Annotated in this window: 11 protein-coding genes; 3 read left to right on the top strand and 8 right to left on the bottom strand. The window is 62.1% G+C overall.

Translation table 11 applies throughout. The features are described 5' to 3' along the window. Positions 1-3 precede the first annotated feature (3 nt). Complete coding sequence (locus KF684_08640) at positions 4-420, top strand: hypothetical protein (GenBank protein MBX3352991.1); 417 nt, start codon at positions 4-6, stop codon at positions 418-420. Between the two features lie 123 nt (positions 421-543). Here the strand turns inward: KF684_08640 and KF684_08635 are convergent, their stop codons facing one another. Beyond that, a complete protein-coding gene (locus tag KF684_08635; GenBank protein MBX3352990.1) occupies positions 544-1401 on the bottom strand; it encodes a hypothetical protein in 858 nt (285 codons plus the stop codon). A gap of 338 nt (positions 1402-1739) precedes the next feature. Here KF684_08635 and KF684_08630 point away from each other — a divergent pair, with 338 nt between their 5' ends. Both KF684_08630 and KF684_08625 read left to right on the top strand, forming a co-directional pair. Further along, the gene (locus KF684_08630) at positions 1740-2924 is read left to right on the top strand and encodes an SUMF1/EgtB/PvdO family nonheme iron enzyme (protein MBX3352989.1); all 1185 of its coding nucleotides are present in this window, start codon (positions 1740-1742) and stop codon (positions 2922-2924) included. Between the two features lie 126 nt (positions 2925-3050). Then, positions 3051-4937 carry a hypothetical protein gene (locus KF684_08625; GenBank protein ID MBX3352988.1) on the top strand — a complete coding sequence of 629 codons (1887 nt, stop codon included), beginning with the start codon at positions 3051-3053 and terminating at the stop codon, positions 4935-4937. Between the two features lie 784 nt (positions 4938-5721). Here the strand turns inward: KF684_08625 and KF684_08620 are convergent. The 7 genes from KF684_08620 to KF684_08590 form a co-directional block, all read right to left on the bottom strand. Further along, entirely contained in the window at positions 5722-8262 is a 2541-nt protein-coding gene (locus KF684_08620; protein ID MBX3352987.1) for an AAA family ATPase, read from the bottom strand. 326 nt (positions 8263-8588) lie between these two features. Beyond that, positions 8589-9104, bottom strand: coding sequence for a hypothetical protein (locus KF684_08615; GenBank protein ID MBX3352986.1), 516 nt, complete (start codon positions 9102-9104; stop codon positions 8589-8591). A gap of 92 nt (positions 9105-9196) precedes the next feature. Then, the gene (locus KF684_08610) at positions 9197-11992 is read right to left on the bottom strand and encodes a DEAD/DEAH box helicase family protein (GenBank protein MBX3352985.1); all 2796 of its coding nucleotides are present in this window, start codon (positions 11990-11992) and stop codon (positions 9197-9199) included. 3 nt (positions 11993-11995) lie between these two features. Next, complete coding sequence (locus KF684_08605) at positions 11996-13720, bottom strand: site-specific DNA-methyltransferase (GenBank protein ID MBX3352984.1); 1725 nt, start codon at positions 13718-13720, stop codon at positions 11996-11998. Positions 13721-13724: 4 nt separating this feature from the next. Further along, a complete protein-coding gene (locus KF684_08600) occupies positions 13725-14567 on the bottom strand; it encodes a haloacid dehalogenase-like hydrolase (GenBank protein MBX3352983.1) in 843 nt (280 codons plus the stop codon). After that, a complete protein-coding gene (locus KF684_08595; protein ID MBX3352982.1) occupies positions 14564-17455 on the bottom strand; it encodes a DEAD/DEAH box helicase in 2892 nt (963 codons plus the stop codon). Before KF684_08595 ends, KF684_08600 begins: the two co-directional genes overlap by 4 nt. Further along, positions 17452-17676, bottom strand: a complete 225-nt coding sequence (locus tag KF684_08590) for a MerR family DNA-binding transcriptional regulator (GenBank protein MBX3352981.1) — start codon at positions 17674-17676, stop codon at positions 17452-17454. Before KF684_08590 ends, KF684_08595 begins: the two co-directional genes overlap by 4 nt. Between the last annotated feature and the right edge of the window lie 90 nt (positions 17677-17766).

The raw sequence follows: 17766 nt of genomic DNA, 5'->3' as shown, positions 1-17766 counted from the left end.
TCAATGAAGACTTCCACTCCATCAAGTGTCACTCGGGGCGAGATTGTCGCCTTCGGAAAATGGACCGTCGGCGGCGCCCTGACCAGCGCGATGATGGGCGTGTTCTGCATCCTGAACGGCTCGATCGACGACCCCGCGCGGGGTACAAGCCTCACGCTGCTCGTGCTGAGCATCCCGCTCCTGTTGCCGTACCTGCTCGTCGCGCGGGATCCCCGTCGCACATTCCGGATGATCGTCAGCGTCAGGATTCTCGCCTTCCTCGGCATGCTGTCTGCGATCGTTGGGCTCATCATGCTGCTCCTAGCTTCCCATGCGCCTGCGGCGTTTGTCGTGATCGTGGGCATAAGTGCGGCGGTTGTCGTGCTTGATCGCGCAGAACGGGCTCAACTGGCGGCCGCCTGGCGAGCCAGCACGCCCTGAAACCGCGAAGGCAACTCTCGCTTCTCTGTACGAGCAAGATGAACACGGAAGCAACGCACGATCTGACGCGCAAGCAGAAGGGCGGCCACGCGGGCCGCCCAAGGGCGCGGCGATGATCGCGCCTCAGACCGTCGCGACCTCGTCGGCGGTGATGCCCGCGATGATCTCGGCCGCGACGCGCTGGATGTGCTGGAGCGACTCGATGAGGGTTCCCGCGTCCCCGCGGTAGAGCCGGATGTAATCAGTCGAGGCGTCCTTCGCGTCGACGCCGACGGCGCGGCAGACCGCGTAGGCGACCGCCTCGGCCTCGGTCTCGACGACGGTCCTCGTGAGCTCCTTGCGTCGCTCGTCGCGATGGAGGAGTTCGTGGGCGAGCTCGTGGGCCAGAGTCGCGAACTGGTCGGCGGGCCCGGACGCTAGGTCGAGAGCGAGCTTGATGGTGCCGCCGCAGGAGACCCCGAAGGCGCCGCCGAGGGTGTCGGCGTACTCGAGGGCGATGCCCTTCTCGGCGACGAGCGCCTTGAGACGGTCCAGCGCACTCGCCGCGACATCATCACCGTGAGGACGGGCGAGGTCGGGCAGCGGCTCGCCATCGGTCTGGGCGATGTCGAAGACATGGACGGCCCGGAAGCGGAGGATAAAGTCGCCCCCGGAATCGCCCCCGGTGTCGTCGCCGGCAGCGACATCCTGCGCAGCGTCGGTCGAGGCGCGCTTCTTGAGGCGCATCGGTGCAAAGATGACGATGCCCTTCTCGCCTTTGCGGACGAAGCGGCCCATGGACCGCCAGGCGTGGAAACCGGCGACGCGGGTGGCGTCGGGTCGCTGGGTGAGGATGAGCATGAGGTTGGTGGCCGAGTAGCGGTGGAAGCGGGCCATGGTGTCGAGGAAGGCGGTGAGCCGCCCGCTGTCGCCCCGTGCGAGGGCGTCGGCGAGCTCATTGAGGGCCTGATCGGCGAGTTGCTTGGCGTCGGATGCGTTCATCGGAGTCCTCCTGTCTGTGAGGGGTTGGTGGTCCGTCACCCGACAGGGGGACCACCAAGCCCGAACAAGGAGGACGGAGAGACAGCCCGACGCGAAAACGCACGATCACCGCTCGATGCGTGGGGATGAATCGAACAAACATCTGGCGAATCCGAGCCGCTTCAATGCGAGCCCCGACAAACAGCAACTGCGGGCAGGGCTTTAAGGTCCTAAAACTTTTTCATGTTTTCCCCAGAGAGGGCTTGCGAGAACTCGAGCTTCCTGTATGCTTCAGGCACTGGGTGAACGCCGTGCGCCGGGCACGACGCCGGGGATTGCGATTCCGCAGGAGAGAACAGATGGGGAGTTGGGCACAAGCACACGCGATCAGGATCGCGCTAGCAACAGTCTTCGTTGCTGCGGTCTACGACCCCATCGCTCACGCGCAGCAGTTCCCCCAGACGCCCCCTCGCCCACCGGCGCCGGTGCACACCGCTCAGGACCTCGCCGCCGCCAACGCGGTGATCAAGCGGTTCGGGTTCGACTTCGTCACCGTGGGCGCCCCCGGCAACCGCTCGTGGATCGAGAGCGAGCGTGAGTTGCCCAACGGCATCACGCTCAACCACATCGACGATCGCGGCAGGGTCGACTACTCGTACCGCATCATGCGCACCGAGGTGGTGCAGACCCAGTATGTCGACTTCGTGCAGGCGTTCCAGCCATTTTGGGAAAGCATCGGATCGATTCCCGGTCGCGTGGAGTCTGGCGCTCCGAGCGCGGGGCAATTCACGAGTTCGGGCATCTCAACCCTCGGCGGCATCACCGTAAACCCCGCGTATAACGACAGCGCCGTTGCGATCTCGTGGCGCAACGCCGCACGCTACGCCAACTGGCTGCACAACGGCGCGCCTTCCGATAATCTGACCTGGGACACCTTCCACACAGGTGCGTACACCTTCACCGACGCGAGTTTCACGAGTCACACCCAAGGCTCGCCGGTCACGCGCAACGAGGACGCGCGGTTCTGGCTTCCCTCGCTCGACGAGTACCTCAAAGCCGGGTATTACGACCCGAACCGCTACGGCGAGGGCGAGGAGGGGTACTGGACCTTCCCGCACGGATCGAACGAACAACCCGTAGTGGGCCCTCCTGGGGAGGGCGAATGGGGTGGCATGCCGGGTGATCCGCTGTGGGAAAAACTCCGCGTGGGACGCTATCCCGACACTCAGTCGCCATGGGGCCTGCTCGACATCGTCGGCACGGAACGGGAATGGGTCGAGACACCGAGCGGCGTCTTTCGGCTTTCCGACGGAACGATCTTTGTTTCGGCGCAGGGTCGCGTCGTAGTCGGCAACGACACCGCATCGTTTGGTTCGATCGATTCATGGGATCCGGGCGCTTCGGCTACTTCAGCGTTCTACGCCTTCCGCCTCGCGACCATGGTGCCCTCGCCGTCCAGTCTTCTGGTTCTGAGCGGCATGACGATTTGCGCCGCGTCGCGTCGTCGCCGAGACACTTTCCCGGGGAGCAATCTCAAGAACTAACAACAGGTCGATGAGCGAACCTGTTCACGAAAGATCCCGCCGAGGAGTGGCCTCGACGGGACCATGTGGCTGCCCTTCCGATTGCGTCGGAAAGGGCCTCTCAAGAGGAGTTATCGTATGCATCGCATGACCGCTTGTGTTATCGCTGCGCTCGCAGGGAGCGTGTTCTCGGGCGTGCACGCCGCCCCGCAGATCACGACCGTTCCCTCTGGCAAGGCGGACCTGATTCCTGCATCGGGCAACAACTGGATTGTCCGGGTCAAGCAGAGCGAGTCCAACAACACGGACATCCGGGTTGACATCACCTTCGACGAGCCGGGCGAAGAGATCGGCGAGATCCGTGTGGAGACGCTGCCCTCCAGCTTCGGTGCGTCCCGTGTGCGGCTCTATGTCGAAGGCGCCTCCTACGCGCCGTTCCCCGACATCGATCCCGACTTCGAACTCTGGAACCTGCAGAGCATCGGGGGCATTCGGCGGACTTTCGGCTCGGGCGAACTCTGGGTCATGAATGTCCGCGCCAACGAGATCGGCGATGTCGTTCGCAACCCGGGCACGCCGCAGAACCCCAACCCGGACTACGGCAAGCGCTTCGGCGCCATCGTCGCCAACCACATCGGCACCGTCACCGCGAACTGGAGCATTTTCGCCGACATTCAGGCGACCGGGTCGAACTGGTCAACGCCCCCGGCGAACGACATCAACCTCGTCCGGGTGAACTTCTCGTTCTACCCCCAGTTTGCGCTCGACGGCGCCCTGCTCGGCGATGTCATCACCAGCGGCGGCGACATCGGGACGATCCACGCCGACGGCTTCATCGGGTCGGTGAACCCGACCAACTGGCCGCAGCGCATCACGACGCGAGGCCCCGCGGACAACATCCCCGGCGGCAACATCTCGACAATCCGGGCGGGCGCGCTCGGTCCCGTCACCATCAATACAGGCTTGCAGGCCACTGACGGCGACATCAATGAGATCCTCGTCACCCCTGGCGGCTGGGGCTACGACGAGGGCAGCGCCGCCTATCTCAACGACCCCATCGATTTTGATGACACCGGACGCCCCATGGGCTTCTCCGATGGCGGCGTCCTTCGCGCCCGGACCGTCAACAGCATGACCCTCGGCGGGGGCTTCGATTCCGACTTCGAGATCCGCAACTCAACGACGAATGTCTACAAGATCGGCGACTCGATGGGGCCCAACGCGTTCTTCAAGTTCAACGCCGGCAACTTCAAAAACCAGATCGCCATCAACGCCAACAACGACGGCGGCACATGGGACGAGGACGCCCGCATCCGCGTGACGAAGAACCCTGCTCTCTGGCAAAACCCCGGGATCCCCGAGTACTACTTCCTTGGTGAGGAGTACCCGGAAACTCCCTCCCTTCTCGGCGGCGGCTCTGCTGGTGTCATCGGCTATGTCCTTCACGGCGAGGCGTGCAACCCCGTCGAGGGCAGCGAGATCCTCATCGGGCGTATCGACCCGTTCTCGATCGAGGTCGATCCTCCGTGCATCTACGACACCTACGAATTCCGCGCCAGTTTCTACGGGCGCCTTTCGTTCGCGTCGGGCGTGTCCGGGCCGGACGCCGTTGAGGTTCGCAAGATCAAGCGGGTCAACGGCATCGACTACAACTACGGCTTCGTGACGCTCGGCAGCGTCACCATCGCCAACGGACGGACGCTGGTGATGAAGCGCCCTGTCGACAGCAACAGCAACCCTGTGAGTTTCGAGCCCGGTTTCACCTATGTGATCACCATCAAGACCGACAAGGTCCGCGTCGCGGGCAGCGACCTCAGCAACCCCAGCGACATCGTGTACATCGCCCAGCAGTCGTACGAGTTCACCGCGTACGACGGCTGCCAGTCGCTCTTCGACCTGAACCGCAACGGGCAGGTGACTTCGGGCGACCTGGCGGAGTGGTTCATCGCACCCTCGGACATCAACGGCGATGGCGTGATCTGCGGCAATGACGCCGCGACGCTCCAGCGGGGCATCAACGAGCACGGCAACTAATCTTTCTCCTCAGAGTTCGAGCTATGTCGCGGCGGTCTGCGTGATGCAGCCCGCCGCATTTTTATCGCTCGGTTAATGATCTCGATCCTATAAGATCCGTCATAGGTCGAGGGAACCCGGACTCGATTCCGAAGATCGCTGGGACAAGAGATCGTCTGGCTGGGAGCAAGCGTCGGAGACAGGGACGGAGTCCCATCCGCGCCAAAACCGCGCCAGAATCGTCTGAGTATGTGGGTGTGGATCGCCGGAAGCGGCGGGCGGCTTGGGGTTGCGTGGTGGGCCCGAGTAGATTTGAACTACCGACCTCACCCTTATCAGCCAGACGCGCCGGGCTGAAACCCGCGGTTTGCCTGCACTTCAGCGCACCCGAACGCACCCTGTTGCTGCGCTTGCACCCCGTCGCTGCGCCAGTTCGCGCCAGAGCGTCCCCGGGGACAAGATCGAGTTAGATCGTCCGGAATCCTCAAGACTGTTGTGCCAAACACACCCTAACACGGTCAAGCCCGATTCCGCTCGAATTGCTGATCGCAGTGGTTCGGCTCTCTCGCCGGATCTGGGAAGTGATCAAGCGGCACTGTCGAGAGAGCCGTGCGGATACGACGAGCCCCGCGAAGAAATCCTCGTAGGCATACCGGGCATTCGAGCCCGACTCGACAACGATCATTAGCACGGCCGATCCAGCTCGCTCAGTAAGTGCATCGGCGCGGTACTGCGTCATCCTTTATCATGCATTAGCAAGCTGACATGGAAGGCCGGCCGAGCACGGCTTCGTCGGTATCACCGTCTACGGCTTGATGGCTTTCTGGCGTTCACGGAGGTCTTTGACCCAATCCTCCAGAGCCTTGATGTCTTCGAGGAGCTCGGTCGGCTCCGGGTGTTCGGGGTTTCGACCGGGAGACCTGTCGTGCGAGTTGGTCACATCGCAGCACTTGTGGAAGTGTTTACGGAAGTCGTCGCAGTCCTGAAGCGTTAGTACGCTCACTTTCCGAAGGTCGCCGGAGTCGATGTAGTCGCGGTGTCGGAGCACGGTTCTCCCAAAGGCTACGTCTTCAAGGGCTCGCTCCCAGGTTGCCCTGAGGTCGCTGTAGAGGGTCTCAACCTCGCGGTTGTACGCATCCTCGTCACCAGCCTCGAATAGTGTGCGCGCGGCTCGTGCTCTTTTGCCCAAGGCATCCAAGCGGGCCTCAACCTTCATGCCGAGCCACGGCAGCCCGTCACCAACGACGCCCGTACCAGTCGAATCGCGCCGGAGGTTACGAAGTTCGCACGGGACGTCTTCTTTCCTCGCGTGGTCATAGAGGTCATGCACAAACACGATATCGTGTGTGAGCACGACCACCTGCCGAGTGCGCCCCTCTTTGACAAGCCGCTTCGCCACCTTCTGTCGCCACTTGTGGTCAAGTGAAGACACCGGGTCATCGAAGACGATGGCGGAGCGATGGTCAGCGGTTGCAAGCTCGGTCAAGAAACCTGCCAGTGCGACACACTTCGACTCACCCTCGCTGAGAACGCCGGCGACATCCGCCGAAGGTCGAGCGATGAGCCTCACCTGGTACTGTGGGGTGCCGGCTTTGCCTCCTGCGTACGTGAGTTCAGCCCTGACCTTGCTGCCGGCGAGGCCGATTAGCTCTTCCGTGAAGCGGTCACGAAGCTGCGGAGTGAGCACCTGCTCGGCGAGGCCGTTTCCGAGTTCCGTGATGGGTTTTGTATTGGTGGCAACAATGCACTTGTCGATGGTATTCACACGATATAGCCGTTCAATCTCCGCCTTCACCTTCGGGAGCAACGGCCCCAGGAGCTCCCGGTCGTGAAGCTCGGCACACTCGCTCTTGAGCTGCGTGCGAGCCGCATCGACCGCGGCTTTCTCCAACGCAGACGCTCTCTCAGATTCTCGCTGGATGAACTCGCGAAGTGCCTTCAGTGGGGACGTTCCAGCCGCGAGCGGCGATGGGCTTTGCTGTGCGTCGATGGCCCTGAGCACGTGTCGCTTTCTCAGGCCAGCGACGACGACGAAGCGTCTCACATCTGCCGCCATACCGGGCTCATGGTGCTTGAGCTCTTTCAGTCCTTCGCGACACGGACCCGTGCACACCTCTGCTCTCTTGAGGGCTTCCCAAGCGGTCATGGCCTTCGATTGAGCCTCCTTCGCCAGCTTCTCGGTATCTGCTTTGACAAAGTCTTCGAGCTTGTGGAGATGATCAGCCGCCTCTGCTCCAATCGGCTGATGGCAAAGCACACAGTGGGCATCATTCGCCGTCACCGGAAATTTCTGTTTCGGATACGCAGTACTCTCGGAGTAGCGGCGGGCCGACTCCCAAAGCTCTCTCCAGGTTTCACTTCCGATACCCTTAATCGGGCTTCCGGCGAAGAGCGATTCTGCGGCCACCTTGGCTGCATCGCGCTTTGTTCGCGATTCAGCGACGAGCCGAGCCAGTTCGCTCAACTTGGCCTCGGACGTTTGAGCCTCGACAGTTTCGAGGTAGGTGGCAACCGCCTTGTGGCGACCTATCCGGAGACGAACCTCCTTGGCGGCCGCCGCGGGGTCCTTCGAGAGATCCTCGCGTAGGTCTGTGAGCCTCTTCTTCTCCGCATCGCTCATGATGGCGAGCTTCTGCAAGCTCTCGAAGTTGGTGTCATGGCGAAGACTGGACAACACCTTGCCGACGGATGTAGTGGCAGTCCAAGTTGGGAGTTGAAATGCAGCGTCACGCTCTGCGGCAGCCGCCTGCCGATCAGCCTCAAGCGAAGTCTTGAGCCGCTGGCACATTGACGCGAGCCGCTCGGGTACATCGAGGCCATGGGGTCGGAAGGCCACATCGTTCTTCTCTTCGACGTGTATGGCCGCACACTCCGAGTCGAAGACGCTGATGGCTGAGAGCTCAGGAACAACGGGGTTCGGGCCGTCGGACCAAGCTACGTTCTTCGCCGCGGCACCGGCCTGATAGTCGATTCGAGCCTTCGCCCCGCGTCTCGGCGTCGTCTCGAAGATGTTGGGCTCGATTTGGTCCCCGCGGTTTCTGGCTCTACAGGCCCGCTTGAGGATTCTCGAATACCCCGACTTTCCAGACCCATTGTCGCCGTAAATCACGGTCAGGCCACTGGGTGCGATGCTGAGGGTCTGGCCAGGAGCGAGTTGGTTCGCGAACTCAACGGCCGAGATTGACACGAGAGACACGGAGTTTGCCGCTGTTGGCGAGGCCGGAAGGTCGGCCGCATCCAATGTCGTCGCCATCGTCTTCGCGATAGCGGGGTCTGTGCCGTGCTCAGCAAGACAGATGCTCTTGAGCTCCTGAATGTCCGTTTCGGTGATTGAAGCCTGCTGCACGACGCGACGTAGAGCGTCTCGAAGCCAGAGCGGCCGAGTCTTGGACCATCGAAGGATGGCTTCCAATACGGTTTCGGGCTGTGATTGAACCGAGCTCATGGCGGATAATACTGCTCTCTTGGGACGCCAAAGTCGAGAGGTTTCAAGCACTATGTTCGCGACTGTTCTGCCGTCTTCGGCCGTCGTCCATGGGGCTCACCGCGGCGACCCCTTCCTCGGCCGCGTGATGCTCCCCGCTGAAACCCGCGCTTTGCCTGCACTTCAGGGTACCCGAACGCACCCCGTTTGCTGCGTTCGCACCTCGTAGCTGAGCCAGTTCGCGCCAGCTACGCCATTTCGTGCCACGCCAGCAAGCCCATGATGCCTCCCTGCGGAGAGTGTCTCTCGATCATCCGACTGGACCCATGTAGGAAACCGGCGACAGTGAGCGCGAAATGGGGCACCGCGTCCATGCCTGTGGGTATTGGCTTCCCTGCAGCGCCATACCAAACGCGGACGAACTCTTCCATGGGCCGTAGGTCGCCGGGGGGGAGCGCAGCATCCAGAGTATGGGCGATCTTGTTCCTGGCTCGATTGAGCGCACGGATTCCCGGCATCACCATCGTCAAATTGGATCGGGGGTGGTCTATGAAAGCAACTTTCTGGGCGAAGGTTAGTCGAGCCGCATCCCAGTCTTGAACACCCGGATGCGCCTTCGGGAGATACTCGTCGATGAAGTGCTCGACGATGAGGTGGGATCGCAGAATTACAGTCATCCCCGAGGTGTCAGCGTTAATGAGGTCACCGTAGCGCTTGTTGAAATCTGCCAAATCGCGCTCAGTATTGGGTGCGTCAACGAGCATTCTTTGAAAGTACGGGCTTGACATGAAATCTTGTGTTGATGACTCTTGTGCCATTCGCCGCCCTTCCGCATCGCTTATGTGACTCGACCTGATCAACGCTGCCCGTACGACGACGCGAGCGCCGCCAGCGTCATGTTGTCCTTGATGACATCGTGCGGGATGAGCAGGTAGCGCCACGGCTTCGCCCCGTGCTCTTTTGCATGGATCGTGGCGCGCTCGCACCACAAACGAGCCGCCTTGGCCTTCGCCTGCACCTCGTCCGTCTCGATGTCCGTCTTCCGCTTGACCTCGACGAGGATCTTCTCCTTGTTCGTCTCGACAACGAAGTCCGGCTCGTACGCCGATTCTTTGAAGTCGAAGATGCGGAGTTGGCCCTTCGCCGGTTTGACCCATTTCAGCACGCTCTTGTCATCCTCCAGAATGACCGAGAAACGTCGCTCCGAATCGGTGTCGAACTTCTGCTTGGTGAGCAGGCACTTCGCGAAGCCTTCGAACACGATCGAGCGGATGTAGAGCTTGTCTTCGACCGGCTGGCGGAAGGGGCGGGCCTTCTCTCCCGCAATAGCGGTGAAACTGCCAGGCCGAATCGTTCCGAAACCCTTGCTGACTATCGCCTCGTACTCGGCGTCGTCGGGTTCGATGCTGTGCTGCTCCATCTGCCCATGGATGATGTTCACGAGTTGGTGCTGGTGGTACTGGAGCACATTCTCGACCGCCTCGTCATCGGGCAGGTACGACCGCAGGTGGGCCACCATCTGCCCGGCGAGTTTGTAGAGCAGTTCGGCGTGGTCGTCGTAACTGACATCATCGAAGTCGACAAGGCCCCGCACGAGGTAGTCCTCGGGCCGTGCTTCAGCGACCACGCCGGTGCCCCGGGCGAGCATCTCGACCCGGTTATCGTCGAGGTACTTCATCAGGATGTCGTCTTCGACCGGCTGGAGCCGAACCGCTCGACAGTCGAGATCGAAGTCGCGGAACCCGATGTCGGTCTGCACGCCCGCCTTCGGCACCACCACGATGCGCGGGATGTCGATGCTCAGTTCGACATACGCGTCTGTGGTTTTCTTGACAACCTTCTCGATGTCGGCCGTTGCGACGACCCCCTCGATCACACCCTGGGCGGGGAGCACCGTCGCCTTCACCCGCTCCACGATCTGCTTCTGCACCTCAGGCTTGAGCAGATCGGCCGACTTCCTGAGTGTCTCGAACTCGCGGATGACGCTCAGCGTCGCCTCCGCCGCCACGATGTCTTCCTTGCTCTCGAAGAGCGCGGGCTGCGTTGGCTGGCCGTCCGGAGCGGCAGCCCCGCCCATGATGCGTTGGTGGAGCACCGGTGTCGCGATGACCGGCACCGTGCGCTCCTCGGTGATGTAGACCTTCTCAAAGTCCGCCCGGATGATCGAGTCGGGCTTGTTCGCCTCGTCGATGATCTCCTGGAACCGGTCGTGCGCCACGATCGTCAGGCGATCGACCGCCGACACTCCGGTGCGCCGTCCGTAAGGCAAGCGCAGGCCGCGCCCGATGGACTGCTCGACGAGGGTCTTCGAGTCGGCGGTTCGCAGCGGCACGATCGTGAAGAGGTTGGTGACATCCCAGCCCTCCTTGAGCATGTTCACATGGATGACGATCTCGATCGGGTTCTCCGGACGCTCGACTTCGAGCAGCATCGCGACGGCCTCGTCCTTCTCGGCGCCGCTCTGCGTTGAGTGCACGACGAGCACCTTGCCCTTGTACTGGCCCTTGAAGAATTCGTCGTCCTCGATGGTGCGCTTCAGTTCCTCGGCGTGCTCGACGGTCTTGGCGATCACGAGCACGAAGGGCTTGACGAACCTCGCCGACGCCTGCGCCGCATAGGCGGCCAGATGCGCCTTGGTGTCCTCGTGGATCCGGACGCCGTCTTCGAGCTTGAGCTTCTCGAGCCCCTTCTCGTCGTAGTTGTCCTTGCTGAAGTTCTGGCGTGTCGCCACTGCGGGCTGCTTCACGAACCCGTCCTTGAGAGCGAGGGAGAGCGGGTAGCTGTAGATGACATTCTTAAACTCGGCCGGCTTTTTCCCTCCCGACTCCACCTGCGGCGTCGCCGTGAGCTCCAGTCCCAGGATCGGGTTCAGCTCGTTGAGCGTCCGCACGCCCGCGCTGGCGCGGTAGCGGTGGCTCTCATCCATCAGCAGCACAAGGTCGTCCAGCCCGGAGAGGTACTCGAAGTAACTCTCGCCGATGTACTCGCTCAGCCGCTTGATGCGGGGGGACTTCCCTCCGCGCGCTTCGCTGTTGATCTTCGCGATGTTGAAGATGTTGATGTGAACCGGAGCATCGCCGAACAGGCGCGCCTGCCGCAACGCCGCCCCCGAGCGGAGTTGGAATCCCCCGGCATTGGCGGTCGCGTCCGCCTGCGCCTGGGTCCACGACTCGGACCGGACGCCGCGGCCGCTCTCGTAGTTGTCGCCGGTGATGACCTCCGGGGGCGTGGTCGCGAACTCACTGATTCCCTGGAAGACATACTTCGGCGTGCCGGGCGTGAAGTCGGCGATCAGTTTGTTGTAGATCGTCAGGTTCGGCGCGAGCACGAAGAAGTGGCGGACGCCCTCGACGAGGTAGAGGTAGGTGATGAACGCGCCCATGAGGCGCGTCTTGCCCACGCCCGTCGCGAGCGCGAAGCAGAGCGAGGGGAACTCACGCTCGAAGTCCTCGAAGCCGGTGGTGTTCGGGAACTGGGCCTTCACCGCGTCAAGCGCGGCCTTGAGTTCCTCGGGCGAATTGGTCTTCTCCAGGGGGAGCACATCGCACAACTGCGCGAGGATGTCGAGCGACACACGCTGCGGGTCGCGCAGCGAGAGCCGGTTCGAGATCATGTTCACCTTGGGATTCGGGGAAGTGAAGGTCGATGCCATCGATCACTTCCCCCCTTCTTCGCGGAACAGTTCCGGCTGCTTCTCGCCCTGGGCCGCGGCCGCGACCTTGCGGCGGATAGCCTTGCGCTCTTTGCCTCTCGTCGACGGCTTGGGCTGGATCGCGTCGGGAGCGGGTTCCGGCGTCGCCGGGGGGAGCGCCTTGACCTCCAGCGAGTAGTCGTCGCGGTCCCACTCGCACTTCGAGAGGATCGCCCTGGGGATCTTCTTCACGGTGAGGTTCGGGAACTCTCCCTTGCCGATCTTTGCCTTGAACGCTCGGCAGAGCACGAGGAGACTACGCCGGTCCCCAACCTCATCGGAGAGGTGGCGGAGCATGTCCTTGGTCAGTGTCTGCGTCGTCACATAGATGAAGTCGCTCTCGGACGATTGGCCCTGCTGCCAGAAGACTGTCGTAGATGGTTCGTAGCGAAACCCTTCGACCTTGCACAGGGCCGCGGCAAGCATCTCGGGGTTGTACTCGGGGTTGATGACCCACTGGCCCCACTTGTCCTTCTTGAGCAGACTCGGCGCGAGTCTGGAGTACCGGAACCCGCCGCCGCCCTGCCAGCCGGTGGCCTCGGTGACGCCGCCCTTGTCCTCGCCGTCGATCACCTTGCGCATACGCGGGATGATGTGGGTGTGGCAATGCTCGCCGAGTTCGACCATGATCCAACGGCGGCCCATCTTGTGCGCCACGGCGCCGGTTGTGCCCGAGCCCGCGAAGGAGTCGAGAACCCAGTCCCCGGGATTTGACGCCAATTCAATCACCCGCTTGAGCAGTCTTTCGGGTTTTGGAGTTCGAAAGAGTGAAGTGACAGGCACATCGGGAAAGAGCCCTTTTAACTCGTACTTTGCCTGTCGGTTATGTCCTGTTTCGTCGACATCGACCCAGACACTTGATGGAGGTAGACCAACCATGTCCCGCAGATAGGTGCGACGAATAAGCCGCTTCCCATCCGGAGAGAAGCGAATCTCTCCCGCAGCCATCTTCTCTTCAATCGTTTCCTTCGACCATCGCCACCCGTTAGGAGGTGACTTTATCACATCGCCATTCGGGCCAATCAGATCGAACTGCAGATTTGGCCGAAGGGCTGGATTGTTTACCGGATTGCCGTCAAACCAAGGGCCACGGGGATCATTGTCAGGGTTCTTAAAATGACCTCGCTTCGCAGGGTCGTCTAGGAACTCTGGCGTCCAGTCAGGACGCTTGCCGTACACTAGCAGATAATTGTGATCGAGCGAGAACGTTTTTGCGTTGTTGTTGCTGTTGTCACTGGTCCGCCAGACCACCGAGGTCACAAAACATGTTCTGCCAAACACCTCATCGAGTAAGACTTTGCAGTAATGTGCCTCACCATCGTCGAGGGTGACCCACATCGATCCGTCATCACTCAATAGCCGCCTAAGGAGCTCAAAGCGGTCACGCATGAGTGACAGCCATTGCGAGTGCTCAAGGTTGTCGTGGTAGTGCCCCTGAGCGGCGTCGATGTTATACGGCGGGTCGATGTAGATGCACTTGATCTTCCCGGCGAACTCGGCTTCGAGGGCCTTGAGCGCGAGCAGGTTGTCCCCGAAGATCAGCCGGTTGTCGAAGAGGTCGTCCTTCGAGCGACGCTCCTTCGCGTGGTAGGACAGCGCAGGGTCTTCGAGGAGGATGCGCGGTTCGAGCTTCGGGCGCTCGTCCTTGCCGATCCAGGTCAGTTCCAGCCGGGTCTTCGCTCTGCTCATGTCGTCACACCTTCGCCGCCGCGCGGAACCGCCAGCGGGCCGCGATCTCTTCGAGATAGGCCTTAACGGCCTTGTCGAGGGGGGAATTCTCGTTGTAATCGGCGGGCGCCGCGCCGTTGGCGCGTTGCTGCTCGACGAGGAGACGGGACGCTTCCTTGGCGCCCTTCTTGCGTTTCGGGTAAACGGCGATCGCGCGCCCGCCCTGGTAGGTGACCATCTTCATCGCCGGGATGTCGGTCTCGCCGTCGCCGAGGTAGATCATGTTCTCGAACGGGAGGGGTCGGTCCGCGTTGGGCATGAACTTGTTGATCTGCGAGTTGTCGTAGGAGTTCGGGATTCCCTTGTTGATGCGGAAGAGGTACTGGGACTTGGTGGTGTAGTTGACGGCGAGGGCGGGCCAGCAAGCGACCCCGTTGTGGTCGTACCGGAAGCCAGACGCGAACACATACGCGAAGTGCTTCGCGATGCTCGTGGCGTTGATCATCTCGCGCAGGCCCGACGAGATCACATAGTGCTTGAGGGACAGCCCGAGCCCCTTGGCGTGCTTGTTGATCCGATCGAACCAGCCATCGACCCCGGGGAAGAACCGCAACGCCTTGCCGTACCTCTCGAATGTCTCCTTCCGGATCGGAATCTTGCGCTCGTTCGCCTTCTGCAACATCAGTTCAAGGTACGCGAGGATCTCGTCCATGTCATGCGCTTCTGCGAGCGCCTTGACCTCTTTCCAGAACGTCTGCGGCGTGATCTGCACATCGGGGATGAACTCACGCTCCTGCATATTGCCGGGCGCGAGCGTGCCGTCGAAGTCGTACGCGATGGCCGCCGGGATGAGGCGCGATTTGCTCATGCGACCCTCCATCGTATCGTGAAGAGCGGGGTCAGCGAGTCGCTGCGCTGGAGACGGGCGGCGATCTCGTCGAGCACCTGGCCCTTCTTGGCGTCCACCTCGTCCTGGGCCATGAAATAGTCCTTGCGTCGTCGCATGCGCTCGGCGTCGAGTTCTTTCACCGTTTTCTGAGCTTCCAGCTTGGCCGCGAGTGTCGCGGCGATGACTGCGGCTCTCCGGGCCTCAACGATCGACCTGTCGAGGTCTTTGAGTTCCTGTTCGAGCGCGAGTTTGCGGTCGTCGGCCCAGCGGTCGAGTTTCTGCATCTCCGTGTCGAACCAGTCGCTGTCGCGCGACTCCGCTGCGGCGAGCGCGGCCTCACGGGCGAGGTGTGTCTGAGACGCGAGGGTCGAGCGAACCGAATCCGCGGGCCCACTGCACGACGATGCGCTCCCGGGAAGGTCGAACAGACGACGGCACTGGGCTTCGTCGAGCGTATCGCCCTCGTCGGTGACGCCGGCGAGGAGGAGTGTGTCGGCGGTTTCGATCGAGGTGATGGTGTGGAGCGAGCACGCGAGCCACCCCGAGCGACCTTTGAGCGGATCGAGGATCGCGATGTTGCGCCCGCTCCCGGTCAGACGGAAGACGATCTCTGCGGTGTCGGTTGGGAGTGCGCGGCCGCGTTCAAGGACATGCTGGGCGAGCGGGTGCCCGACTCGATAGGTGTTGGCGTCGGTGACTCCCTTGCCCATGCGGTATGGCCCGGCGTGGATGACCTCGTCGGGCGCGAGGTTGAACGGGTTGCGCGAGAGCATAAAACTGTGATGGGCGTCGTTGAAGGTCGCGGAATCGGCGAGGACGAAGCGGGTGAGATCCCAGAGTTGCTGGTTGAAGCGGTCGAGCACGCCGGTGGTCTGGACGCGGACCTTCTCGACGACCTCCTGGTCGAAGTTGTCAAGGAGCTTCTCGCGGGCATCTCGTTGCCCTTGGACGATCTGCTCGCTGAGGTCTTGCTGGAGTTGATCGAACTCGGTTTTGATCTGCTCGGGGGCGCGGCAGCGTTGGTAGATGTCGGCGATGCGCTTCTCGAAGTCGACGCCGGACTCGATGGCTCCGAGGACTTCGTCGCTCGCGCCGAAGACGCCGTTGAAGAGGGCGAACTTCTGGTCGAGGAGTTCGTACACGCGGATGTCGGCGGCGTTGTTCTTGTTGAGGAAGTTGACGACGACGACATCGAACTTCTGCCCGTAGCGGTGGCAACGCCCGATGCGCTGCTCGATGCGCTGGGGGTTCCAGGGCAGGTCGTAGTTGACGACGAGGTTGCAGAACTGGAGGTTGATGCCCTCGGCGGCCGCTTCGGTCGCGATGAGGATGGAGGCGTCCTCCCGAAAGTGATCGACGAGCGCGGCGCGCATGTCGGCGGTGGGCGAGCCGGTGACGCGATCTGTCCCGGCGTGCTTCGTCAGCCACTCCTTGTAGATCGATTTCGAGAGCGGATCGGTGTTCGTGCCGTTGAAGAGCATCACCTTGCCCTTGAACTCGGTCTGCTCAAGGACGCGGAAGAGGTACTCCTGCGTGCGGCGGGATTCGGTGAAGATAACGGCCTTCTGCTGGAGTGTCGCGGCGCCCCCCTGCTGCTGGGCCTGGGCGGAGGCGTCGAAACCGCGACGGAGCGCGGTCAGGAGCACTTCGCCCTTGGAGTTGGTCGCGATGGACTGGGCAAGGCGCAGGAACTCCTTGAGTTGCTCTTTCTCGCGGCGCAGGTCTTCGAGTTGACCGGGAGTGAGGCGCTCGTCGCCGCGAGGTTGTGCGGCGTCCTCGTCGCCCTCCCATTCGTCGGCGAGTTCGTCGATGGTTTCCCAGTCCTCGGGGATCTCATCGGGGGGGGCGTCTACGGCGGCGGACCGCTTCTCGGCGTCCTCGAGTTTGGAGACGAGCCCCGTCAGCGTTCCCGAGATCGCGTAGGTGGATGACGCGAGAAGCTTGCGGAGAATCAGCGTCATGAGTTTGCGTTGACTGGGCGGGAGCGCATAGAGATTGGGCTGCTGGAGGTAGTCTGAGACGAGGTCGTAGAGCCGCTGCTCTTCCGCCGAAGGCGTAAATTCCTGAACGATCGCATGGCGGTTGGTGTAGGGAACATACTGCATCACCTGCCGGCGGAGCGTTCGCTTGCAGAGTGGCTTGAGGCGTTCCTTGAGTTCGGTGAAATCAGAGTCGTTGCCGAGCCGGGCGAATCGCGCCTTGAAGCTCTTGAGATCGCCGAAGGCGTAGTCGTCGATGATGCTCACGAGCCCGAAGAGTTCGAGGAGTGTGTTTTGGAGCGGGGTCGCGGTCAGCAGAACCTTGGGGTAGGGCGCGACGGACTCTTTGATCGATTGCGCGATCTTGCTGGAGCCGCGGTAGACATTCCGGAGCCGATGGGCTTCGTCGATGACGACAAGGTCCCAGTTCGTTTGCTTGACATAGGGCTCCTTCGTCCGGGCAAATTGGAACGAGCAGAGCACGACGGCGTCCTGCTGGAAGGGATTGAGGTTCCCCTTGCGGACGGCTTCGTTGAAGGACTTGCTCTCCATGATGGCGCAAGGGATGAAGAACTTGTCGGCGAGCTCCTGGGCCCACTGCTTACGGAGGTTGGCGGGCAGTATCACGAGGATGCGGCGCTTGCGCTCCGCCCACTTCTGCGCGATGAGCAGACCGGCCTCAATGGTCTTTCCGAGCCCGACTTCATCGGCGAGGATCGCGCCTTTGGAGAAAGGGCTTCGGAACGCGAAGAGCGCAGCTTCAACCTGGTGCGGGTTGAGGTCGACCTGCGCGTCGGCGAGCACGGCCGCGAGCTTCTCGACATTGTCGGAAGAGGATCGCTTGGTGAGTTCGTGGGCCAGGTACTTGCCGTGGTATGCCGTGGTCACTGTCCGGCCCCCTTCCGCTGTGCGCGATCGAGGAGGTTGCGGAGGTCGGACGGGTCGTAGAGCCGGTAGCCGTTGACGGGGTGGCGGTGCGCCGAGAGCTTGCCGAGGCGATCCCAATTGCGAAGCGTCGACGGTGATACGCCGAGAAAGGTCGCCGCTTCGGCGACAGTCAGGTACCCGTCGAGCTTGGTTGGTTGCTGGGCAGCCCCGCTTCTTGTCACTTCGCCTCCGCTTGTTCGGCGAGAGTATGGCATACCCCGCCAAACCTTGTCAAACCTCGTAGCCGTTGTCCACAGGGCAGCCCGGCGGTG

The organism is Phycisphaeraceae bacterium (assembly GCA_019636675.1).
Taxonomy (GTDB): domain Bacteria; phylum Planctomycetota; class Phycisphaerae; order Phycisphaerales; family UBA1924; genus JAHBXC01.
This window is presented reverse-complemented; position numbering and strand designations above follow the sequence as displayed.

Coding starts and splice junctions, on each gene's coding strand:
- KF684_08635 (MBX3352990.1), bottom strand. CDS start 1,401: ATGAACGCATCCGACGCCAAGCAACTCGCCGATCAGGCCCTCAATGAG.
- KF684_08605 (MBX3352984.1), bottom strand. CDS start 13,720: ATGAGCAGAGCGAAGACCCGGCTGGAACTGACCTGGATCGGCAAGGAC.
- KF684_08625 (MBX3352988.1), top strand. CDS start 3,051: ATGACCGCTTGTGTTATCGCTGCGCTCGCAGGGAGCGTGTTCTCGGGC.
- KF684_08640 (MBX3352991.1), top strand. CDS start 4: ATGAAGACTTCCACTCCATCAAGTGTCACTCGGGGCGAGATTGTCGCC.
- KF684_08630 (MBX3352989.1), top strand. CDS start 1,740: ATGGGGAGTTGGGCACAAGCACACGCGATCAGGATCGCGCTAGCAACA.
- KF684_08615 (MBX3352986.1), bottom strand. CDS start 9,104: ATGCTCGTTGACGCACCCAATACTGAGCGCGATTTGGCAGATTTCAAC.
- KF684_08600 (MBX3352983.1), bottom strand. CDS start 14,567: ATGAGCAAATCGCGCCTCATCCCGGCGGCCATCGCGTACGACTTCGAC.
- KF684_08610 (MBX3352985.1), bottom strand. CDS start 11,992: ATGGCATCGACCTTCACTTCCCCGAATCCCAAGGTGAACATGATCTCG.